Genomic DNA, 22,517 nt, shown 5'->3' on the forward strand with positions numbered 1-22,517 from the left:
TCCTCTACTTCTTCTTTTTCCCTTTTTTATTTTTTTGTTTCATTGCTTCTTTATAAAAAGGTTGTTTTTTGCCTTTGCCTTTTTTCTTATTTTTCTTTTTCTTACCATCAAATGATTCATCTTTTTTATTTCTTCGTTGATTATTTGAACGAGTTGAAGAATTGGCTTTACCTTTTTTACGTCCTTTTGGTCCTTCGACTGGCGCGACTTCCTCAGCTGAAATCAATTCAAAATCAACTTCTCTTGTTTCTGGATCAGCTTTTTCAACACGGATTTGAACTTTCTGACCAATTTTCAAAGTCATTCCCGTCCGTTCACCAACTAACGCCATATGATTTTCAATAAAGTGGAAATAATCTTGTTTTAAGTTGTTCACGTGAATCAAGCCTTCTATTGTATTAGGCAGTTCCACAAAGATACCAAATTTTGTGACTGAGCTGATGATCCCGTCATACGTTTCTCCCACTTTATCTACCATAAATTCGGCTTTCTTCATGGCGTCCACTTCACGCTCTGCATCAACTGCGCGACGTTCCATACTTGAACTATGGTTGGCAATTTCTGGTAATGCTTCGTTCCATTTTTCTTGATTTTTTTCAGATTGATCTTGGCTATAGCTGCGAATCAAACGATGCACAATTAAATCTGGATAACGACGTATTGGTGAAGTGAAATGCGTATAATATTCAGCAGCCAACCCATAGTGTCCGTAGTTGTCTTCTGAGTATTTCGCTTGTTGCATACTTCTTAGCAACATCGTATTGATAACCACTTCTTCCGGCTTATTTTCAACTTGCTCTAAAACTTTTTGTAAATCTTTCGGTGAAATGTTTTCTTTTGTTCCTTTAACAAGAATGCCAAGTACTGCAGCAAAGTCAAAGAAACGTTGCATTTTTTCTTCTTTTGGTTGTTCATGAATCCGATAAATAAATGGCAGTTTTAAGTCATGATAATGACGTGCCACAGTTTCATTCGCTGCCAACATAAAGGATTCAATTAATCGTTCACCCACGCCACGCGTGCGTAAAAGAATATCTTGGGGATGACCATTTTCATCAACTAGGACTTTGGCTTCACGATCTTCAAAAGAAATCGCACCACGGCGCATACGCATCTCTTCTAATATATGGTGCAGCTTGCCCATCTCTTTAAACATGGGAACTAGCTCTTTGTAGCGTTCTAACGTTTCAGATTTTTGCTCTTCTAAAATTTCATTGACTGCTGTATAGGTCATTCGCTCCGTTGTTTGGATTACACTTTGGAAAATTTCATGCGAAATAACTTCTCCTTCTGGTGTAATTTCCATCTCACAACTCATGGTTAAACGTGGAACATGTGGGTTTAGCGAACAAATCCCATTCGATAATCGCTGCGGAATCATTGGCACAACTCGGTCTGTCAAATAGACACTTGTACCACGTTCATACGCTTCCATATCCAATTGGCTTCCTTCAGTTACATAATAAGAAACATCTGCAATATGCACCCCTAAAAAGAAATTGCCATTTGCTAACTTTTGTACCGTTACTGCATCATCTAAATCTTTCGCATCTTCTCCATCAATCGTCACAATCAACTGATCACGTAAATCCCGACGACCGACTAAATCGCTTTCTGCAATAGTTTCTGGTACTTGGTCCGCTTCAGCTAAAACTTCGTCAGGAAATGCTGTGGGAATTCCATGAGCCACCACGATTGATAAAATATCCATTCCTGGATCATTTTTATGACCAATCACTTGTTTGACTAGTCCTTCCATACTCGTTGGATATTCTTGATCTGGATAATAGGTAATTTCAGCAATGACAATGCTACCATCTACTGGCTTAATCCCTTCAGGTGCAATTGATACAGTATACTGATTCAATTTCTTATCTTTGGGAATCATGTAGCCATACAGTCCCATTTCTGCCATTTCTTCTTCACTATATGCCACAAATTCTCCGACAACTTGGCTCACTGCTCGCTCTTTAATTTCTTTGACTTTACCTTCTGCGCCGCGATCTGAAAAAGGATCCGCATGTTGGATCACGTCAATTAAAACCGTATCTCCATCCATTGCAAAGTTCGTTGCCTCTTTCGGAATATAAACATCTGGTTCTTCAGGATCGATGGTTACAAAACCAAAGCCTCGTTCATTCGCACGAAACGTTCCTTCTATTAATAAGTCTTTCATTGGTAACAGGACTTTGCCTTTTTTGTTGAAACTAACTGACTTTTCTCGTTCCATTTGTGCAATGGTTTGCACTAAAATTTTAAAATCTGAACTTTTTTCTAAATTCAAGCCTTGTGCAATTTCTTCCATTGAAAAGCTTTTCTTTTTTTGGCTTTCCATGAAATGTAAAATTTGCTCTTTAATTGTTTGTTTTGTCATTATTTCTCCTCATTCCAAGGTAGTGTTGCTAAAAATTGCACCACATCTTGCTCTAATTGTTTGTGTTCTCCACTCACCGTAATGACATGTCCGCTGTTTGGGTACCATTGTAAGGTCACACGTGCTTGTGTTAGTGCTTGGGCCGTTTGATAGACGCCCATTGGCTCAATCATTTCATCTTTGCCAGCTTGCGCTAAGAAAAGAGGTGCGTGGATTTTGTTTAGTTTGTCAGCCGTCTGACTAGCAATCGTTTCAATCGCTCCTAATTGTTGTTTGACTCGTTGCTCAATCGATTGCAACCGGCTTTGTTGTTCCTCTGCAGGAACTTCTGCGATTTTCATCACGTTTTCTGCGTATAATACAAAATTTTCTGGGACTTTATTTTCGACAGGGTAGATCGGTGAACAGAAAAATCCACCACCAATTAATCCTGTTAATTGTTCCGTTAATGCATGCATACTGAAAATCCCGCCCATTGATAAACCAAAAATGGCAATTTCTTGGTAGCCTCTTTCTCTCAAAAAAGCGACTGCTTCTTGTGTATCTTGCCACCATTGTTCCGTTGTTTGATCTAAAATATCTTCAGGAACTAGCGTGCCATGTCCTGAAAAATTAGGCGAATAGACAGTATAATTTTCTTTTTCTAAACGTCTGCTTAACATCCGTACATCATTACTGCTGCCAGAATAAGCGTGTAATAAAAGAACCGCCCGTTTTCCTTTTTCTGAAAATAACGGCTTCGGTAAATTGATTTTTTTTGCCACTTCGCTCACCTCAGCTTCATTCTATCATATTCTCAAAAGAAAACCTTCCGAAATGATAAGTTTCAAAGACTTTTTCAGAAAGAAAAAGAACAGAAAAATAAGTGTTCGCACTCATCTCTCTGTTCTAAACTTGTCATTTTAAAAGATTACGTACTTATTTTGAAGATAAGAACGCCAAAACAAATAATAAAATCATCCAAATTGCGCCAAGAACTGCTGTTGAGCGTTGCATAACAGCTTCAAAACCGCGCGCTTTTTGCTTTCCAAATAATTTATCTGCACCGCCAGTGAAGGCACTTGCTGCACTGTTTTGTTTGCTTGGTTGCATCATAACAGTAATGACGATTAAAACAGATAAAATGATGACCAACGTTAAGATTAGATTATACATGCGTTAATTCTCCTTTTTATACAAATATGCGAAATTCATCTACTTTAATGTAGCATATTTTATCTGTAAACACCAGTGAAATTTAATGTCTTTCCCTATTTGTCTCTAATAGCAACAGCCGCAAGTAGGAATCAGATTTCTACTTGCGGCTGTTGCTAGTTTCTTCTTTATTTTCTCAATACGTCTCCGTATTCAGGTTTAGTATCAAATTCTTTTTTGGCAAATGGACATAGCGGAATAATTTTTTTATGCTCTTTTCTCGCTTTTTCAACACCGGCTAAAACAAGTTTTTCAGCTAATTTTTGTCCACGATAAGTTGGATCAACAAACGTATGATCAATAATCATCATGCTTTCGCCAGCATCTGACCAAGTCATTTCACCAATTTCTTGGTTTTCATCGTTATATAGAGCAAAACGATTGTTTTCTTCTTTAATTTGCATATTCGTTCCCTGCTTTCCGAATATATTTTAGAGCACCACTTGGACATGAATCTACCACAATCATGTCATTTTCAACACTTCCGTTATCTGGAATAATCCATGGTTTCCGACCAACTTCAAAGACTTCTGGATTTCCACGAACACAATTACCAATATGTTCACAAATATCTTTATTATAAAAGATATCAATTCCTTCCCCAGTATATTTACGGTAGCCTTCTTTTAATAGTTGTTCTTCCGTGACTGGTTGCCCATCTATTTGGTTTCCTTTCATTGCACAATCTCTCCCCTGTAACTTATTAATATTAAAAACGTACCTTTATTTTACCACTAAGCTGGACATTCAGGCAATTAATTGTTCCACCTTACTGGCCAATTCGACGAGCACGCAAAGCAGATAAGATTGACACAGTGTCCACGACTTCTTGTAGCATAGCCCCGATTAGCGCCGGAATGATCCCGGTACTAGCAATTAACATTAGTAAAACGCAGATAAAAATTCCGATTAATACAGATTGTTTGGCAATTTTCATGGTATCTTGGGCAATTTCGACCGCTTGGCTGACTTTACTTAAGTCATCTTTTAAAATAACAACGTCAGCAGTTTCACTAGCCGCAGTAGCTCCATGAGCACCCATAGCAATACCTACGTCTGCAGCAGCAAGCGAAGGTGCATCATTTACACCATCTCCTACCATGATGACTGGATGATTTTCTTTAGGCAATTCTTTTAGAATAGTTAATTTATCTTGTGGTAAACATTCCCCATGTACTTCGGTAATTCCTACTTCTGCAGCAATCGTTTCTGCAACGGATTCTTGATCCCCCGTCAGCATTAAAATTCGTTGAAGATGTAATTGGTGTAATTTTTCCATAGTCTCTTTTGCTTCTGGGCGTACAGTGTCTGTAAAAGTAATTCGGCCTAAATATGTGCCATTACGTGAAATATGAATAGTCGTTTTATCAATTTTTTCAGTTTCTTGAGACTCTTGTGTCACAAAATTCTTTTTACCTACCCGTATCTCAGCACCATCCACAAATGCCTTCACGCCAGCACCAGAAACTTCCGCTAGATCTGTAATATTTTTTAATGGGACATCTTGCTTTCTGGCATAAGCAACAATTGATCTAGCTAAAATATGACTTGATTCTTGTTCCACGCTTGCTGCCAATCCCACTAATTCAGCAGCAGTTATTCCAGCATTGATTGGTTGGACTTGATCAACAGAAAGTTGTCCTTGCGTAATCGTGCCTGTTTTATCAAACGCAATCGTTTTTGCAGAAGCTAATTTTTCGACCATCGTTCCCGATTTAATAACGACCCCATGACGACTTGAACGACCCATCCCTGCCACTAAAGCAATTGGGGCAGATAGAATTAAAGGACACGGCGAAGCAACAACTAAGACTTCCGCAAAACGTGTCGGACTTTTTGAAACAAACCAAGCAACACCTGCAATTAGGTAGGCAACTAGTGTAAAAGGTACCGCATAGCGATCTGCTAAACGTACAAAATGAGCTGGACGCGCCGCAGATTCTTTCACTAAGTTCACAATTGTTTGATATTGACTGTCTGCTACAGTTTTTTCAGCAACCATTTTCAAAGAGCCGTCACCATTCACGGAACCCGACATTAATTCATCCCCAGGATTTTTTTCAATTGGTTTTGATTCTCCTGTTAATGAAGATTCATCGACTGTTGATGTCCCGGTTTTTACCAAGCCATCAACTGGAACTAGTTCCCCTGGTTTTACTACTAATTCATCGCCAACATTGATTTCCTCAACAGAAACATCTTCTAAATTTTCGCCATTCAAGCGATGAGCTTTTTGTGGCGAGTTATCCAATAATGACTTCAGCTCTTGGTTAGCTTTTCCAGCGGCATAGTCTTCTAATGAATCACCACCAGTCAACATAATTAAAATCATCAAACTGGCCCAGTATTCTCCCACAGCTAAGGTTGCAACGATAGCGGTAATCGCTAAAATATCGACACCATATTTTCCTTCACGTAAGGTTTGAATCATTTCCCAGAACATCATTAACGCCATTACAGAACCTGTTATTAAAATAATGCCATACGCCCAATTCGGCTGATGTAAAATAAATTCAAATAATAATGCCAAAACTCCTGTTATAATTGTAATCCCCAATTTTGTTACATGCTTCATCTCTTTTTCTCTCCCATCATTCACTTTACATTATTGAGCGTACCTTTTCTGTTTTGAAAAAGAAAGTGAAAACGCCTAAATGAAAACGACTTTCATTATCATGGGATAGTTGCTGTAGCAACGTTTACTTTCTAAAAAGTAGTTATGTAAAAAAACACAGACCATCGTTCATTCGCCGATGGTCTGTGTTTTTATTTCCAAAAATCATCAAAAATTGTAATGGGTAAATGCCGTTTGTGTTGTCCTTTTTTATACCAGTTTTCAATTGTTTGTTGATCTGTTTCCGAGACTTTTTTGCCTTCCAAATAGTCATCAATGGCATCATACGTGACACCTAAGGCAACTTCATCTGCAACTAACGGTTTGTCATCTTCTAGATCAGCTGTTGGTATTTTTAGATACAAGGCTTCTGGTGCCCCAAGTTCTTTCAGCAAAGCTTTTCCTTGGCGCTTATTTAAACGAAATAACGGTAAAATATCCGCTCCGCCATCGCCATATTTGGTGAAGAAAGCTGTCACATTTTCGGCTGCGTGGTCTGTGCCAATTACTGCGCCAGCATTTTCGCCAGCTACTGCATATTGTGTAATCATACGTTGACGTGCTTTCATGTTCCCTTTATTAAAATCGCTAATTTGAACGCCAGCGTTTTCTAGCGAACCAACCATTGCATCCACTGCTGGTTTAATATCCACTCGTAAAGAAACATCTGGCTGGATAAAGGCTAGCGCGGCTTGTGCATCAGCTTCATCTGCTTGCTCACCGTAAGGAAGGCGAATCGCAATAAATTGATACGACATATCTCCTGTTTCTTCGCGCATTTCAGTCATCGCTAATTGTGCTAAGCGCCCAGCTAATGTTGAATCTTGTCCGCCACTAATTCCCAAGACAAAGGTTTTTAAAAAAGGATGTTTAGTTAAATAAGCTTTCAGAAAATCAATACTTTTACGAACTTCTTCTTTTGGATCAATTGTCGGTAACACACCTAACTCTTGAATGATTTTTTCTTGAAGTGTTGTCATTTCTAGGCCTCCTTATTCACCGTTTCCGTTAAATGTTTAACGTCTTTACGCACTTTTTCCAATAAATTCATTTTGTGGTTCCAACAATCTGTTGAAAGGTCCACTGGATATTTCTGCGGATTCAAGTCCCGCTTGTATTCTTCCCAAAGTGAATCTAAATTTTCTTTTGCATATTGTTTAATTTCATCTAAAGTTGGTAATTCGTACACACGTTTTCCTTCAACGAAAATATCTTGGAGTACTGGCCGTGCTTCAAAATCACGGACATACTTATTAATAAAGGTATGAACGGGATGGAACATATAAATTTCTTCTTCTTGGCGAGGATCTTCGTTCCAAAGTGTCACATAGTCCCCTTCTGACTTTTTATCAGATTTACGTGTAATGCGCCAGACTTGTTTTTTTCCTGGTGTTGTCACTTTTTCAGCATTGCTAGATAGTTTAATGGTATCTTTCATTTGACCATCTTCACCTTCAATTGAAACTAATTTAAACACCGCTCCTAAAGCCGGTTGATCATAGGCAGTAATCAGCTTGGTACCCACGCCCCATACATCAATTTTTGATTTTTGCATTTTTAGATTCAAAATCGTATTTTCATCTAAATCATTCGATGCATAAATTTTTGCTTCAGTAAAGCCTGCTTCGTCCAGTTGTTCACGAACTCGTTTAGAAATATAAGCCATATCGCCACTATCAATCCGCACACCTAGGAAATTAATTTTATCCCCCATTTCTCGAGCTACTCGAATTGCGCTTGGCACTCCCGCTTTCAAAGTATCATACGTATCAACAAGGAAAACACAATCCCGATGTGTTTTGGCATACGCCATGAATGCTTCATAATCATTTCCATACGACTGAACCAATGAATGGGCGTGAGTCCCACTAACCGGAATACCAAAAATTTTACCAGCACGAACATTACTTGTCGCGTCCGCCCCACCAATATAGGCGGCTCTTGTGCCCCAAATGGCAGCATCTAATTCTTGTGCCCGGCGTGTTCCAAATTCCAATAAAGGATCATCGCCTATCACGGATTTAATTCGAGCCGCTTTTGTCGCAATTAATGTTTGGAAATTCACCATATTTAGCAAGGCAGTTTCTACCAATTGACATTGTGCCAAAGGACCTTCAATTTGAATTAACGGTTCGTTATTAAAAACCAAATCCCCTTCTAAAGCAGAGCGTACAGTACATTTAAATTCAAAATTTGCTAAATACGTCAAGAAATCTTCTGGATATTCTTCAACTTCTCGGAGATATGCAATATCAGATTCTGTGAACGTTAAATTTTCGAGATAATTGACTAAACGTTCTAAACCTGCAAAAATTGCGTAGCCATGATTAAAGGGCATCTCTCTAAAGTAACATTCAAAAACAGCATGTAAATCTGCTCTCCCTAATTCCCAGTATGTTTGCATCATATTGATTTGATACATATCTGTATGCAATGTCAAACTATCATCTGCATATGTATAGTCCATCGTTTTCTACCTCTATTCTTTGTATTAAAAACTTGTTTATATTATAACAAAAAAATTTTTTTTAGCCTAAAATCTGCTTAGACCTCTTTTTCTTTAAAAATGAAAAATTTACTGAAGAAATAATTTAAAATCACTACTACAACTTGTGTAATCATTTTCGCCCAAAACGATGAAAAATGAATGCCATCAATTAGGAGAATCATTAAACCCATATCAGCCACAAAAGATAAAATTCGGTACCAATAAAATAAGCCCATTTCTTTAAAAAAACCAGCTATGCTTTCATGCTTACTTGCGAATACCCAATATTTATTCGTGAAAAAGGCAAATAGAACAGATAAAAACCAACTAATTGCGTTACTTATCTTGTAATCCAGCCCTAACACGTTTTGACAAACAAAAAACACAACTAAGTTGACGACCGTCGTTGCACCACCAAAAAATAAATAAGCCAGTACTTCTCGGTATTTACGAAATAATTCTTTCAATTTTCACGCATCCTTTCAACTAATCATTTTATCAAACTTCGGCAAGAAAACCTATCTATTTTGTGTAAAGACACAATTCTCTTGCTAATTTTACTATTTATTAAGGTATTTATGAAAAACATAGTAAGAGAAGAGGAGAAGTTCATCCATGGATGAACTTCTCCTCTTCTCTTACTCTAATAATATATTGACTCCATCGACCGATAAGTTAAATCAGCATTAGTCCTTTAGCTTAGGAAGTGCTATCGTTTGTCCTTCGGTTAATACAGAATACGTTAAGTCATTTGCCTGCTTGAGGGCGGTTAAGGAATAGCCCGTTTTTTTAGCAATCTTTGCGAGTGTCTCTCCTCTTTTTACTTCATAATACTCAGTAGACGCTGTTTTTGAGTCATTCGCTTTACCATTTGATTGCTCTGCTGTCTTCAAAGCATTAGTCACCGATTTACTGATTATTAGTGATTGAAGTAACGCTTGTTCTTTCGGTTCTAGAGAAGTCGCCGCTGTATGTTGAGGAATCGTGATCTTTTGGCCAATATAAAACATTTCTTGAGTCTTTGAATTTTGTTTTAAGATGGCTGTTGCTGACACACCAAACGTCTGACTAATGGTGGCGAGAGAATCTCCTTTGCTTACTTCATAGACGACTGCTTCTTTTTTTAGCTGTTCTTTGACTGCTTCCTTATCAAACGAAGGTTTCTTTTCTTCTGCCAAATTAGTCACTACTGGTTTCTTCTTTTCTTGATCGTATTCAGTTAATTGATAGGTTTCAATCAACGCGTTTAATTTTTTATCGTAATATGTATCCGTTGCATAACGACCTGTTAAAAATTTTGTTGCCTGCTGATAATTCGTCGTGTTTGCTTTCAAAACGCCGTGATAAAACGTTGGATTACCCGCCAGCCCATTGATGATTAATTTACTATAGTCTGTTAATGACTCTTTATAGGATGGGTACTGACGAAAATCGGCATGAATGGTGGTCATCTTCCCTTTACCATCATCTTCTTGTGTGGGAAAGCTGACACTTTGACCATGGTAAGCTCCTTTAATGCCAAACAAATTATAATTTGGCGCCGCCGCTAACGCACTATTGCCCGAGCCACTCTCTAAAATAGCTTGAGCTATCATTACAGAAGCGTATAGATCATGTCGCTGACCAATAACTCGTGCTTCTTCACCGATTTTTCTAATAAACTCAGAAGTAGAAGCATTCTCTTGGACAACAAAATTTGCCTCGGCTTGTTGTTGAATTCCTGCTTGCTTTTCCTTTTCTTGACTATTGTCTACCTCTGAATGTACCAACGGCTCTTTGGTCTTTTCAGTTAATGTAGAATTTTGTGGTTCCTGATTATGAGGTGACTTCTCAGTGAGCGCTTTACGCTCTTCAGATACTGGTTGCTCATTTTGTAACGATTCGGTTGGTTTAGTACTAGCAATTGTCTTTTCTTGTGGCGGTAAACTATTTTCAGATTCTAATGGTTCCACATTATTTTCCTGATGGTCACTGCTGTCATTTTGTGTTGAACTTTCTTGTTGTTCAGACGAACTTATTATTGTTTCGTTCAGCGTTGAAGAAGTAAGGGTTCCTTGGTCTTGATTGGCTTGGTCCGCTCTTTTTTCTTCCAGCGATAGCTGTCGACTTTCGTCCCTCGTTTCGGTCTCTTCTTGAGCGATTAATGGTTCCGAATTGTAGTAACTGGCGCCCGCATAAATCCCTAAAATTCCAATACATACCAACTTCAAATATCTTGCCTTTCTTTTTTTCATCGCATTTCTCCTTCATTTACCTCTTTATTTCTGCTAATAACTGCTCTATCTGTTGGTACGTTCCTGTTGATTCATTCTTGATTGTCTGCATTTGTTCACAATAAGCTTGGTACTCTCTTGCCACTTGCTTCATGCGTGTTAAAGTTGCTAAACGTTGTTCCATTTCTTCATGAACTGTTGCAACTTGTTGGTTGGCTTGACTAATTGTTTCTTTTGCTTGACGTTTGGCTTCTAATAACACTTCGCCAATTTCTTTTTGAGAAAGCGTAACGGCTGTGTCTAAATTCTCTTCACTGGTCTGTCTCTGTTGCATCTTTTCTTCAGACAATTGTTTCTGTAAAGAAGTGATAGTTGTTTCTTTATCACTTAATGTTTCTTTAACATGTTTAAGTTGAACATCTTTTTCGACTACTTGTTTTTGTAATGCTTCCACTTCATTGGTTTGCATTAATAATTGCTCCGTTAGCTTTTTAATGGATTGCTGATATAGTTGATTTTCTTCTTCTAGTTTTTCAACAAAAGAAAATGACTCTTCTGACAGTTCAGTCGGCACTTGTTGCTGGACCTGTTTTACTTTTGCGGATTGCTCTTTTGCATAAACGACCTCGTCATCAAAGATTGCTTCTTCTGTTACCGTTGGTTGTGCTTTCATCGATTGTTCATTTTCAAAATCTGGCATCTTCTCATACTCCTCATCTTCATTGTTTTTAGTCAAAAATTGCCACATCTTTTTCTCCTCCTTCGTACCTTTTACACCGTTAACATATAGCCTTTTGAACGAATTGTTTTGATATATTGTGGTTTGTTCACATCTTGTTCAATTTTTTTGCGCAAATGGAAAATCACATTAGCGACACGATATTTTCGTTCATTCGCAGTATCTTTCCAGACATTTTTGTAGAGTTCTTCATATGTAATTGTTTGTCCTGCGTGTTTGTATAAATACTCTATTGTGAAAAATTCCAATTTTGTTAAAAGAATTTCTTCTCCACTTCCCAAGCAAACACTCAAATTTGGCGCAATTAAATACAATCTCTCAGAAAGATTCTTAGTAACTGTTTGTTCCTCGTTTGCAATAGCTAATTTAGGATAAAAACGTCTTTTTACACGTTGCAATAAATTACTCATGCTTAACATGCATTCTTGACGATCATAAGAATAATCAAAAACGCCATCTGCACCTAATTGTAAATAAATAATTCGATTGACTTTACTAATTACTTCTGTCCGAGAAAATAACCAAATCGGTAAATCTGACTGCTTGCGAATCGTCATTAATAACTCACAACAAGTATTTACTTGCTGGTGGTCAGTAACTTCAATCACTAATCCATCAATATGGTGCAAATGAAGAAGTATATTTGTTCCTTGGATGATCTGACATTCTACTTGATTACTAACAAACCAATTTTGACAGTATTCTTTTGTTTCAATTGTCAAAGGAACGACACCAATTGTATATTTTTCCATTTTTCCACCTCAATCTTCCTAATATTCCCCTTCAAAATATAATAATTTTTATTTATATTCTATTAATAAATAAAAATTACCAACTACTAGTTTTCAAAAAATGATTGTTATTACTAAATATTATCGAATAAAAACAAGGCTGTCTAGCTAAAACGAAGCCTTTAAATTATCATCTTTTTTGTTAATTGAGTAAATATTTGAGAAAACACCATAAGCAAAGATATTATTTAGATTATTTATTCTTTATGTAAAAAAAAGCTTACGATTTTTCAATCGTAAGCTTTTAGAATACTTTTTTATTTTTACATCATACCGCCCATGCCCATTGATGGATCCATCATAGGAGCTGGTGCAGCTGGTTCTGGTTTGTCTGCAACAACTGCTTCAGTTGTTAATAATAAAGCTGACACAGAAGCTGCATTTTGTAAGGCAGAACGAGTTACTTTTGTTGGGTCAACAATACCGGCTTCAACCATGTTTACCCATTCACCGTTAGCTGCATTGAATCCGATACCTAAGTCAACATTTTTTAGTTTGTCAACAATCACTGATCCTTCATAACCAGCATTTTCAGCGATTTGACGGATTGGTTCTTCTAATGCACGAACGACAATCTTGATCCCTGTTGCCACATCGCCTTCAGCTTCTAGCGCAGCGACTTTACCAATTACATTGACCAGTGCGGTACCACCACCAGAAACCATGCCTTCTTCTACAGCGGCACGTGTTGCGTTTAATGCATCTTCAATTCGTAATTTTAATTCTTTTAATTCTGTTTCAGTTGCAGCACCGACTTTAACGACAGCAACCCCACCAGCTAATTTAGCTAAACGTTCTTGTAATTTTTCACGATCAAAATCAGACGTTGTTTCGCCGATTTGGTTTTTAATTAAATGAACGCGGGCATCAATGGCTTCTTTTGAACCAGCACCTTCGACAATTGTTGTGTTATCTTTGTCGACAACTACTTTGCTAGCATTTCCTAAGTTTTCAATAGTTGTGTCTTTTAACTCTAACCCTAAGTCGTCAGTGATTACTGTACCACCTGTTAAAATAGCAATATCTTCAAGCATCGCTTTGCGGCGGTCACCAAATCCTGGCGCTTTTACTGCGACAACATTAAATGTACCACGGATTTTGTTCAATACTAATGTTGGTAGAGCTTCCCCATCAACATCATCCGCAATAATCAATAGTGGACGGCTTTGTTGTAGAATTTGTTCTAATAAAGGTAAGATATCTTGAATATTTGAGATTTTTTTGTCGGTAATTAAGATATATGGATTTTCTAAAACAGCTTCCATTTTATCGTTGTCAGTAACCATGTATTGAGATAAATAACCGCGGTCGAATTGCATTCCTTCAACCACATCTAATTCTGTTTCAATCCCTTTTGATTCTTCAATGGTAATTACGCCGTCGTTACCAACTTTTTCCATTGCATCGGCAATTAATTGGCCGACTTTTTCAGAACCTGATGAAACAGCAGCGACTTGTGCAATCGCTTCTTTTGAATCAACTACAGATGAAATATTGTGTAATTCTTCTACTGCTGTTTTTGTTGCTAATTCAATCCCACGACGAATACCTAATGGGTTGGCTCCAGCAGTTACGTTTTTTAAGCCTTCACGAACAATGGCTTGTGTCAAAACAGTCGCTGTTGTTGTTCCGTCACCAGCAATATCATTCGTTTTAGAAGCAACTTCTGAAACTAATTTTGCGCCCATGTTTTCAAAATGATCTTCCAATTCAATTTCCTTAGCAATTGTTACTCCATCGTTAGTAATCAATGGTGAACCAAATGATTTTTCTAAAACAACGTTACGACCTTTAGGGCCTAATGTCACTTTCACTGTATCTGCTAATACATCTACTCCGCGTAGCATTGCTGCACGTGCATCTTCTGCAAATTTAATCTCTTTTGCCATGATTTCTTCACCTCATAATTTTTTTCTTCTATTATATTATTCTGTAAAAGTTGTTTATTATTCAACAGTGGCAATAATGTCTTTGGCTGATACAATTAAGTATTCTACGCCTTCGTATTTCACTTCTGTTCCTGAATATTTTTCAAACATTACTGTGTCACCAATTTTTACTTCCATCGGAACTTTTGTGCCATTTTCAAGCACACGACCTTCACCTACTGCGATAACTTCACCTGTTTGTGGTTTTTCTTTTGCAACGGATGCAAGAACAATTCCTCCAACAGTTTTTTCTTCTTCTTTCGCGACTCTAATTACGACGCGATCGCCTAATGGTTTTAACACAATAAATCCCTCCAAATAAAAAGTTTTCGCTTATTTTAGCACTCGATACACAAGAGTGCTAACTCACACTATTTATAATACTCATTTCACTCTAAAAATGCAAGTCTTTTCTCTCTTTTTCTTGTCAATTATAAGATACGCATTTTTTATTGCGTATTCTTTTTTCATGGAATGTTTTTCCAATCCTTTAATTCATGGTAAAATAAATTGACTACGATTGGAGGCGAATAAAATGAAACAACGTTTACTTACAGCACTAATAGCAACCTTCGTTTATTTTGTGATAGCGAATTTAGGAAATCTTGTTTTCAGTGTCACAGAAGGAATTGTTTCGACACTTTGGGAATCTCTTTTCTTTTTCTTATTCGTTTTTCTTTTATTAGGATATCGCAATAATCGTAAAAAATAATTATAGAAAGGATTAACCATGACCTTAAGAAAATCAAGTTTATTTATTTTAGTCACATACATTATCGCTTTCTTCGGGCCGTTACTTTTTTCGGGTATTTCCCCCAATGCAGCGATTAATGTGACAACTGCTCTCTACATTATTGGCGCCCTTGTAATGATTGGCATCTTTTTAAAAACAACAGAACCTTCTCCTTTAGAGGAAACAGCAACCTTGAAATCACCTATTTTTATTTTTTTACTAGGTGTTAGTGGGATTTTCATTGCCATGCTGATTCAAGGGGTTACTTTTGCCATTGAAGTAGCCATCACAGGAGAACAAGCTACTTCTCAAAATACACAAGCTATTGTAGCGGTGATTTTGGCAAATCCTTTATTTATTTTGGCAACTACTATCGGTGGTCCGATTATGGAAGAATTCGTCTTTCGTTATGCATTTATCCATTTAATCCAGCCTTTTACAAATTTCTGGATTGCGGCTACTGTTAGTTCGGCGATTTTTTCACTCGCACATGCCGATGGTCACTTTTTTGTTTATTTCTTTATGGGATTTTTCTTTGCTCTTTTGTACAAGCAAACTGGAAAAATTTGGACCTCAATTATTGCCCATTGCGGCATGAATACGATTGTGATTATTGTTCAACTACTTTTGCATAATGGTACAATTCAATAAGAAAAGGGCCTTCGTCTAAACGACTAGGCCCTTTTCTTTTGCTTATTCTTCTTCGTCAATCAATTCGTTGTCATGATGTAAGAAATAAATTAATGTTTGTAATTCGTTGGTTAAGTCAACATTTTGAATTAATACTTCAGGTGGCGCTACTAAACGCGCAGCCGTAAAGTTTAGAATTCCTTTAACCCCTGCTTCGGCAAGTTTGTTTACAACTTCTTGTGCTTTGCGAGCTGGAATAGTTAAAATAGCTACTTCGATTTGTTGAACACGGATTTGTTCCATCATATCTTCCATTGGATAAACCGGAATACCGTCAACAATGCGTCCCACAATATCTTCATTCACATCAAATGCGCAACTTACACGAATACTGTTGCTTTGATGGAATTTGTACTTTAATAAAGCACTTCCTAAATTACCAACCCCGATTAATGCGACATTGGTTAACTCATCTTCATTCAATGTTTTTGCAAAAAAGTTCATTAAGTTTTCAACATCATAGCCGTACCCACGTTTACCTAATTCACCAAAATATGAAAAGTCACGACGAATAGTCGCACTGTCTACTTGTACCGCTTCACTTAATTCAGTTGATGAGACTTTATTTTTTCCTGTATCATGTAACATTCTTAAGTAGCGATAATATAAAGGAAGGCGTCGCGCCGTTGCTTTTGGAATAACTTGATCTTTCACAATTGGACCTCCAATACTTTCACTTAAATCTTATCCATTAACATAATAGCAGTTTTTCACAATAAAAAGCAATTCTATGGCTCAAAAATAGCATTTTTCTTCAAAAGTTTGTGATAAAAGGTATAAACCTTCACAAAGCATTTTTTGATACGTGCTATTTTAGCAGATTTTATGCTACACTAAGGGCAATGAATTTAGAAATGAGGACTACTGATGATTTTATTACAAGCAAATCAAGTTGCCCGGCATTTTGGCTCGGAAACATTGTTTGAAAACATACATTTAGAAATTGCAACAAAAAGTCGGATTGCCTTAGTTGGTCGTAATGGTGCTGGAAAATCGACTTTTTTAAAAATCATTGCAGGCATTGATGCTCCCGATAGCGGAACCATTGCCAAAAATAAAACTGCTACGTTAGGTTATTTAGCTCAAAATACCGGCTTAGAATCAGATAAAACCGTTTGGGAAGAAATGACAAAAGCCTTTGCTGACATCCTAGAAATGGAACAGCGTATGCGAGAATTAGAAACTAAAATTAGTGAAATGGAGCCAACCACTTCCGTTTATGAAGGAATTTTAAAAGAGTACGATCAATTGCAACATACGTTTTCTGAAAAAAATGGCTACGGCTATGAAAATGAAATTCGCTCAGTCCTTCACGGCTTTGGCTTTGATGAATCCTTTTACACGAAAGATATTCAAACCTTATCTGGTGGTCAAAAAACCCGGCTTGCATTAGCGAGAATGCTTTTACAAAAACCAGACATTTTAATTCTGGACGAGCCTACAAACCACTTAGATATCGAGACGCTTTCTTGGCTGGAATCTTATTTGCCAAGTTATGCCGGCGCCCTATTAATTGTTTCCCACGATCGTTATTTTTTAGATAAGGTAGTTAATGAAGTTTATGAACTGAGTCGCAAAAAAATGACTCACTACAAAGGAAACTATTCCAAATACTTAGAGTTAAAAGCAGAACAATTAGCCAGTGAATGGAAAGCGTATGAAAAGCAACAAGAAGAAATCAATAAGTTAGAAGATTTCGTTGCCAAAAATCTGGTTCGTGCATCTACAACGAAACGTGCACAAAGTCGCCGAAAAGTATTAGAAAAAATGGACCGTTTAGACCGACCTCAAGGAGATGAAAAATCGGCGCATTTTCTTTTCGATAGTGAAAAAGTCTCGGGAAATGTTGTTTTACAAGTCGAAGATGCCGCCATTGGTTACGACCAAGAACATATTTTATCCGAACCTATTCACTTGGATATTCGTCGCAAAGAAGCCATTGCCTTAGTCGGACCGAACGGAATTGGTAAATCCACTCTCTTGAAATCAATTATTGACCGCATTCCTTTCATTAAAGGAAGTAAAACTTTTGGCACCAATGTTTCTGTAGGTTACTATGACCAAGAGCAAGCCAATTTACATGGCAATAAAACGGTCTTAGCGGAATTATGGGATGAACACCCAACCACACCTGAAAAAGAGATTCGAAGTATTTTAGGCGGCTTTCTCTTCAGTGGAGACGATGTTGAAAAAACGATTCCTTTATTAAGCGGTGGCGAAAAAGCCCGTGTGGCATTAGCAAAACTAGCGATGGATCGTGACAATTTCTTGATTCTCGATGAGCCAACCAATCACTTGGATATCGATAATAAAGAAGTTTTAGAAAATGCGCTGATTGATTATGAAGGAACCATCCTCTTCGTTTCCCATGACCGTTACTTTATCAATCGAATTGCAACAAAAGTTGTTGAGCTTTCTGAAAAAGGCAGCAAACTTTATTTAGGCGACTATGATTATTATTTAGAAAAGAAACAAGAGGAAGAAGAAATCGCTGCCCTCTTAGCTAATGAAGAAGCGGCGAAAAAACCCGAACCAGTTACAGCCAAAAATACCTTTTATCAAAACAAGGAGCAACAAAAATTACTCCGTACTTTGCAAAGAAAAATAACACAAGTCGAAGAAAATCTTGCTCAGTTAGATACGACAATTGCACAATTAGAAGCACAAATGAGTCAACCAGACATTCTAGAAAATCATGTTGAATTGCTGGCTTTAAACCAACAATTAGATGAAGTTCGTCAGCAACAAGATGAACTACTTGAGCAATGGGAAAATTTCAGTTTAGAATTAGAAGAAATGGAAAATAACAATTAACGGAGGGATTCACTATGGCTTCCAAAAAAATCAGTTTAACGAAGCCCAAATATCAACAAATCGCCGTTGATGTTGCGGAAAAAATTGCAGAAGGCAAATTACATGTTGGAGATAAAATCCATGCCCGTTCCACCCTAGCTAACCAATACCAAGTGTCGCCAGAAACAGCTCGCAAAGCCATTATCGTTTTAGTTGATTTAGAAATCGTTAAAGCCAAACACGGCAGCGGCTTCTATGTGGCATCAAAAGAAAAAGCGCAGGACTTTGTGACACAATATCAAGACGTTCAAACGATTGCTGAAATTAAAGAAGAATTGCTAGATAGCGTAGCGAAACAAAAAGAAGAACTTACTCATTTTTCTAGCATTCTAGATACTCTTGTTGAACAAACAAAGCGTTTTGATTCTTTCAATCCAATGAATCCCTATTCATTAGTTTTAACAGAAGAAGCTGCTTATCTTGAGGCGACGATTAGCGAAATGAATTTTTGGCAAAACACTTCGGCAACGATTATCGCCATCAAACACAAAGAAGAGCTTCTGGTCTCACCTGGTCCATATGCAAAGATTTCGTTGAACGACACACTTTATTTTGTTGGACATGACGAATCAACCTTACAACGTGTCCAAAATTTCTTTTATCCTTAAACAAAAAAGTGACTACTTATCTTGCGGTAAATAGTCACTTTTTTTATTTATTATTTCTATTTTTCATAAAAACCCACTATAAAACCTAGTTAAAATACTGTTTTTCTTCATTTTCAGAAAGATTTTCATCTAATTTGACAAAGTGACAACTTTATAGTAGTCTGATGTAGTCACTTTTTTAATGAGGAGGAACAATGATTTGCCAAAAGTAAAAGTAAATCACCTTACCAAGATCTTTGGTAAGAAAACCAAACCGGCACTTGAAATGATTCGTGCCAACAAAAGCAAAACAGAAATTTTAGAAAAAACGGGTGCTACAGTCGGTGTTTATGATGTAAATTTCGAAGTTGAAGAAGGCGAAATTTTCGTTATTATGGGGTTATCAGGAAGTGGGAAATCAACATTAATTCGTTTATTAAATCGTTTGATTGAACCAACTTCAGGAAATATTTATATTGATGGTCAAGATATTTCTTCTTTAGATAAAGAAGGATTACGTGAAGTACGTCGAAATAAAATGAGCATGGTTTTCCAAAACTTTGGTCTTTTCCCCCATCGAACTATCTTAGAAAATACGGAATATGGTTTAGAAATTCGTGGTGTTCCTAAAGAAGAACGCCAAGCAAAAGCTGAAAAAGCCTTAGAAAATTCTAGCTTAATTGCTTTTAAAGACCAATTACCAAGTCAATTATCTGGTGGGATGCAACAACGTGTCGGCCTTGCTCGTGCCTTGGCTAACGATCCAGAAATTTTATTAATGGACGAAGCGTTCTCTGCTCTTGATCCGTTAATTCGTCGTGAAATGCAAGACGAACTATTAGATTTACAAGAAAATGTCAAAAAAACCATTATCTTTATCACACATGATTTGAATGAAGCTTTACGAATCGGCGACCGGATTGCTTTGATGAAAGATGGTCAAATTATGCAAATTGGGACTGGAGAAGAAATTTTAACCAACCCAGCCAACGAATATGTGCGAACCTTCGTGGAAGATGTGGATCGTTCAAAAGTCTTAACTGCCCAAAATATTATGGTACCTGCTTTAACTACTAACATTGAAATTGATGGCCCAACTGTTGCTTTAAAACGGATGCGTCAAGAAGAAGTGAGTATGTTACTTGCCGTGGATAAAAAACGCCAACTAAAAGGCGTTGTACGCGCAGAAAAAGCTTTAGAAGCGCGTAAAAATGGGACTTCTCTTGTAGAATGTGTGGATCCAGAAATTCAAACAATCGACAAAGATATGTTAGTGAATGATATTTTCCCACTGATTTATGATGCACAAACGCCTCTTGCCGTGACTGATAACGGCAAACTATTAGGCGTGGTCATCCGTGGTAGCGTACTTGAAGCACTTGCAGAAACAGAGGTGAACGAACATGAATAAGTATCAATTACCTGTCGCGTCTTGGGTTGAAAGTTTTACTGATTGGTTAACTTCAACATTTGCTGGATTATTCAGCTTTTTACAAACAATTGGTCAAAGTGTAATGGACAACATTACTGCCTTACTAACAGCCGTACCACCACTTGTGCTGATCGTGCTATTAACGATTGCTGCTTTCTTTATTTCTAATAAAAAAATTGGCTTAAGTTTATTCACGTTTATTGGCTTAATGTTTATCTATAATCAAAACTTATGGAACGATTTAATGAGTACCGTTACGTTAGTTTTACTTTCTAGTGTTATTTCCATTATCATTGGTGTGCCACTAGGGATTTTAATGGCGAAAAGCGAAAAAGCCAAGAGTATCATTACACCGATTTTGGACTTCATGCAAACAATGCCTGGTTTCGTTTACTTGATTCCAGCCGTTGCATTCTTCGGAATTGGTATGGTTCCTGGGGTCTTCGCCTCTGTTATCTTCGCTTTACCACCAACCGTACGCTTTACGAACTTAGGAATTCGACAAGTGCCAAATGAACTTGTTGAAGCAGCTGATTCTTACGGTAGTACTGGCTGGCAAAAATTATTCAAATTAGAATTACCTTTAGCCAAAAACACGATTATGGCTGGTGTTAACCAAACAACCATGCTAGCCCTATCAATGGTAGTTATTGCTTCAATGATTGGTGCGCCTGGATTAGGACGTGGCGTCCTTTCCGCTTTACAACGTGCACAAGTCGGGAACGGTTTCGTAAATGGTGTGGCTTTAGTTATTTTAGCGATTATCATTGACCGTTTTACTCAACATTTAAATAATAAAAAAGCAGCTCCTAAAGCAGCTGGTGCCACCTCTAAAAAGAAAAAATACGGGATTATTGCAGCGGTTGTTGTAATTGTCGCTGGCTTAGTTGGTGCTTCAATTTTTACAACAACAAATGATAAGCAAATTTCCCTTTCTTATGTGGAATGGGATACCGAAGTAGCCTCCACACATGTGGTTGCCGAAGTCTTAAAAGATATGGGGTATGATGTTAAAACGACCCCTTTAGATAACGCAATCATGTGGGAATCTGTAGCTAAAGGTGAAACAGATGCCATGGTTGGTGCGTGGCTGCCAGGAACTCACGCAGAGCAATATAAACAATATAAAGATAAATTAGACGACCTTGGTGAAAACCTTAAAGGCGCGAAGTTAGGAATTGTTGTCCCTTCTTATATGGATGTTGATTCTATCGAAGATTTATCTGATCAAGCTGGGAAAAAGATTACTGGAATTGAACCTGGGGCTGGTGTTGTTGCAGCAGCAGAGAAAACTAAAGAAGCTTATCCTAATTTGAAAGATTGGTCTGTTGAAACTTCTTCATCAGGTGCCATGACTGTCGCCTTAGGACAAGCAATTAAAAACAACGAAGACATCGTTATTACTGGCTGGTCTCCTCACTGGATGTTTGCAAAATATGATTTAAAATATTTAGCTGATCCAAAAGGCACTATGGGCGGCGAAGAAGCGATTCACACAATGGCTCGCCAAGGCCTAAAAGAAGATCAACCAGAAGCTTACAAAGTGTTAGATAATTTCCATTGGACCACTAAGGATATGGAATCTGTCATGTTAGAAATTAACGAAGGCAAAGACCCACAAGAAGCTGCACGTGATTGGGTTGATTCACATAAAGACCAAGTAGCAGAATGGAAAAAATAATTCTTAACAAATGACTTCCCCATCTATTAAAAGAGGGCGTTGAACAAATTGTTCAACGCCCTCTTTTTTCGCAAAAAAAACCACTCAGTTGGGTAGACTGAGTGGAAAGGAGTTATTTTTACTTGAGGAGTAAAAATGAAAAGTGTTTATGTTGGGTGTTTTGTTGGTATGCTTATATATTAACGAGAACCTGTGAATAA

The 22,517-nt window shown here is 37.3% G+C and carries 21 protein-coding genes; 6 read left to right on the plus strand and 15 right to left on the minus strand.

Annotation, left to right across the window (positions count from 1 at the left end):
• Positions 1 to 4: 4 nt before the first annotated feature.
• The 14 genes from rnr to groES form a co-directional block, all read right to left on the minus strand.
• Positions 5 to 2,374: a ribonuclease R gene (gene rnr, locus IGL32_RS09950; RefSeq protein ID WP_002379722.1), complete on the minus strand. Its 2,370-nt coding sequence runs from the start codon at positions 2,372 to 2,374 to the stop codon at positions 5 to 7.
• Positions 2,374 to 3,147, minus strand: coding sequence for an alpha/beta hydrolase (locus tag IGL32_RS09955; RefSeq protein ID WP_002384145.1), 774 nt, complete (start codon positions 3,145 to 3,147; stop codon positions 2,374 to 2,376). The genes rnr and IGL32_RS09955 overlap by 1 nt, the downstream gene beginning before the upstream one ends.
• Before the next feature lie 145 nt (positions 3,148 to 3,292).
• A complete protein-coding gene (secG, locus tag IGL32_RS09960) occupies positions 3,293 to 3,529 on the minus strand; it encodes a preprotein translocase subunit SecG (protein ID WP_002356546.1) in 237 nt (78 codons plus the stop codon).
• Positions 3,530 to 3,696: 167 nt separating this feature from the next.
• Positions 3,697 to 3,972, minus strand: coding sequence for a GNAT family N-acetyltransferase (locus tag IGL32_RS09965; protein ID WP_002356545.1), 276 nt, complete (start codon positions 3,970 to 3,972; stop codon positions 3,697 to 3,699).
• Positions 3,962 to 4,246: a (4Fe-4S)-binding protein gene (locus IGL32_RS09970; RefSeq protein ID WP_002356543.1), complete on the minus strand. Its 285-nt coding sequence runs from the start codon at positions 4,244 to 4,246 to the stop codon at positions 3,962 to 3,964. The genes IGL32_RS09965 and IGL32_RS09970 overlap by 11 nt, the downstream gene beginning before the upstream one ends.
• A gap of 91 nt (positions 4,247 to 4,337) precedes the next feature.
• Positions 4,338 to 6,167 carry a heavy metal translocating P-type ATPase gene (locus IGL32_RS09975; RefSeq protein WP_002379723.1) on the minus strand — a complete coding sequence of 610 codons (1,830 nt, stop codon included), beginning with the start codon at positions 6,165 to 6,167 and terminating at the stop codon, positions 4,338 to 4,340.
• Positions 6,168 to 6,334: 167 nt separating this feature from the next.
• Positions 6,335 to 7,162 (minus strand): ammonia-dependent NAD(+) synthetase, encoded by an 828-nt coding sequence (gene nadE / locus IGL32_RS09980; RefSeq protein WP_002356540.1) that lies wholly within the window; start codon positions 7,160 to 7,162, stop codon positions 6,335 to 6,337.
• A gap of 2 nt (positions 7,163 to 7,164) precedes the next feature.
• Positions 7,165 to 8,649: a nicotinate phosphoribosyltransferase gene (locus tag IGL32_RS09985; protein WP_002356538.1), complete on the minus strand. Its 1,485-nt coding sequence runs from the start codon at positions 8,647 to 8,649 to the stop codon at positions 7,165 to 7,167.
• 77 nt (positions 8,650 to 8,726) lie between these two features.
• Complete coding sequence (locus IGL32_RS09990; protein WP_002367164.1) at positions 8,727 to 9,137, minus strand: GtrA family protein; 411 nt, start codon at positions 9,135 to 9,137, stop codon at positions 8,727 to 8,729.
• Between the two features lie 219 nt (positions 9,138 to 9,356).
• Positions 9,357 to 10,904 (minus strand): glucosaminidase domain-containing protein, encoded by a 1,548-nt coding sequence (locus tag IGL32_RS09995; protein WP_002379724.1) that lies wholly within the window; start codon positions 10,902 to 10,904, stop codon positions 9,357 to 9,359.
• Between the two features lie 16 nt (positions 10,905 to 10,920).
• The gene (locus tag IGL32_RS10000) at positions 10,921 to 11,631 is read right to left on the minus strand and encodes a hypothetical protein (RefSeq protein ID WP_002379725.1); all 711 of its coding nucleotides are present in this window, start codon (positions 11,629 to 11,631) and stop codon (positions 10,921 to 10,923) included.
• Between the two features lie 23 nt (positions 11,632 to 11,654).
• The gene (locus IGL32_RS10005; RefSeq protein ID WP_002379726.1) at positions 11,655 to 12,374 is read right to left on the minus strand and encodes a response regulator transcription factor; all 720 of its coding nucleotides are present in this window, start codon (positions 12,372 to 12,374) and stop codon (positions 11,655 to 11,657) included.
• A gap of 302 nt (positions 12,375 to 12,676) precedes the next feature.
• The gene (gene groL / locus IGL32_RS10010) at positions 12,677 to 14,302 is read right to left on the minus strand and encodes a chaperonin GroEL (protein ID WP_002362559.1); all 1,626 of its coding nucleotides are present in this window, start codon (positions 14,300 to 14,302) and stop codon (positions 12,677 to 12,679) included.
• Positions 14,303 to 14,359: 57 nt separating this feature from the next.
• Entirely contained in the window at positions 14,360 to 14,644 is a 285-nt protein-coding gene (groES, locus tag IGL32_RS10015) for a co-chaperone GroES (protein WP_002356531.1), read from the minus strand.
• 232 nt (positions 14,645 to 14,876) lie between these two features.
• Between groES and IGL32_RS10020 the strand changes: the two genes are divergently transcribed.
• A complete protein-coding gene (locus IGL32_RS10020) occupies positions 14,877 to 15,053 on the plus strand; it encodes a hypothetical protein (RefSeq protein ID WP_002356530.1) in 177 nt (58 codons plus the stop codon).
• An 18-nt stretch (positions 15,054 to 15,071) separates the two neighbouring features.
• Positions 15,072 to 15,725, plus strand: coding sequence for a CPBP family intramembrane glutamic endopeptidase (locus IGL32_RS10025; RefSeq protein ID WP_002362272.1), 654 nt, complete (start codon positions 15,072 to 15,074; stop codon positions 15,723 to 15,725).
• 42 nt (positions 15,726 to 15,767) lie between these two features.
• Here IGL32_RS10025 and IGL32_RS10030 read toward each other — a convergent pair whose 3' ends face one another.
• The gene (locus IGL32_RS10030; RefSeq protein WP_002356528.1) at positions 15,768 to 16,418 is read right to left on the minus strand and encodes a redox-sensing transcriptional repressor Rex; all 651 of its coding nucleotides are present in this window, start codon (positions 16,416 to 16,418) and stop codon (positions 15,768 to 15,770) included.
• 213 nt (positions 16,419 to 16,631) lie between these two features.
• Here IGL32_RS10030 and IGL32_RS10035 point away from each other — a divergent pair, with 213 nt between their 5' ends.
• The 4 genes from IGL32_RS10035 to IGL32_RS10050 all read left to right on the plus strand — a co-directional run bounded on the left by IGL32_RS10035 (position 16,632) and on the right by IGL32_RS10050 (position 22,317).
• Positions 16,632 to 18,578 carry an ABC-F family ATP-binding cassette domain-containing protein gene (locus IGL32_RS10035; RefSeq protein ID WP_002379727.1) on the plus strand — a complete coding sequence of 649 codons (1,947 nt, stop codon included), beginning with the start codon at positions 16,632 to 16,634 and terminating at the stop codon, positions 18,576 to 18,578.
• 14 nt (positions 18,579 to 18,592) lie between these two features.
• A complete protein-coding gene (locus IGL32_RS10040; protein ID WP_002356525.1) occupies positions 18,593 to 19,225 on the plus strand; it encodes a GntR family transcriptional regulator in 633 nt (210 codons plus the stop codon).
• 199 nt (positions 19,226 to 19,424) lie between these two features.
• Complete coding sequence (locus IGL32_RS10045) at positions 19,425 to 20,615, plus strand: quaternary amine ABC transporter ATP-binding protein (RefSeq protein ID WP_002388977.1); 1,191 nt, start codon at positions 19,425 to 19,427, stop codon at positions 20,613 to 20,615.
• Positions 20,608 to 22,317 (plus strand): ABC transporter permease/substrate binding protein, encoded by a 1,710-nt coding sequence (locus IGL32_RS10050; protein WP_002356521.1) that lies wholly within the window; start codon positions 20,608 to 20,610, stop codon positions 22,315 to 22,317. Before IGL32_RS10045 ends, IGL32_RS10050 begins: the two co-directional genes overlap by 8 nt.
• Positions 22,318 to 22,517 lie beyond the last annotated feature (200 nt).

The sequence above is a fragment of the Enterococcus sp. AZ035 genome (genome assembly GCF_050548325.1).
Lineage (GTDB): Bacteria > Bacillota > Bacilli > Lactobacillales > Enterococcaceae > Enterococcus > Enterococcus faecalis.

Bases quoted from the DNA above. Each gene is read 5' to 3' on its own strand.
- rnr (WP_002379722.1), bottom strand. From the start codon at position 2,374: ATGACAAAACAAACAATTAAAGAGCAAATTTTACATTTCATGGAAAGC.
- secG (WP_002356546.1), bottom strand. From the start codon at position 3,529: ATGTATAATCTAATCTTAACGTTGGTCATCATTTTATCTGTTTTAATC.
- IGL32_RS09965 (WP_002356545.1), bottom strand. From the start codon at position 3,972: ATGCAAATTAAAGAAGAAAACAATCGTTTTGCTCTATATAACGATGAA.
- IGL32_RS09970 (WP_002356543.1), bottom strand. From the start codon at position 4,246: ATGAAAGGAAACCAAATAGATGGGCAACCAGTCACGGAAGAACAACTA.
- nadE (WP_002356540.1), bottom strand. From the start codon at position 7,162: ATGACAACACTTCAAGAAAAAATCATTCAAGAGTTAGGTGTGTTACCG.
- IGL32_RS09985 (WP_002356538.1), bottom strand. From the start codon at position 8,649: ATGGACTATACATATGCAGATGATAGTTTGACATTGCATACAGATATG.
- IGL32_RS09995 (WP_002379724.1), bottom strand. From the start codon at position 10,904: ATGAAAAAAAGAAAGGCAAGATATTTGAAGTTGGTATGTATTGGAATT.
- IGL32_RS10000 (WP_002379725.1), bottom strand. From the start codon at position 11,631: ATGTGGCAATTTTTGACTAAAAACAATGAAGATGAGGAGTATGAGAAG.
- IGL32_RS10005 (WP_002379726.1), bottom strand. From the start codon at position 12,374: ATGGAAAAATATACAATTGGTGTCGTTCCTTTGACAATTGAAACAAAA.
- groL (WP_002362559.1), bottom strand. From the start codon at position 14,302: ATGGCAAAAGAGATTAAATTTGCAGAAGATGCACGTGCAGCAATGCTA.
- IGL32_RS10020 (WP_002356530.1), top strand. From the start codon at position 14,877: ATGAAACAACGTTTACTTACAGCACTAATAGCAACCTTCGTTTATTTT.
- IGL32_RS10025 (WP_002362272.1), top strand. From the start codon at position 15,072: ATGACCTTAAGAAAATCAAGTTTATTTATTTTAGTCACATACATTATC.
- IGL32_RS10035 (WP_002379727.1), top strand. From the start codon at position 16,632: ATGATTTTATTACAAGCAAATCAAGTTGCCCGGCATTTTGGCTCGGAA.
- IGL32_RS10040 (WP_002356525.1), top strand. From the start codon at position 18,593: ATGGCTTCCAAAAAAATCAGTTTAACGAAGCCCAAATATCAACAAATC.
- IGL32_RS10050 (WP_002356521.1), top strand. From the start codon at position 20,608: ATGAATAAGTATCAATTACCTGTCGCGTCTTGGGTTGAAAGTTTTACT.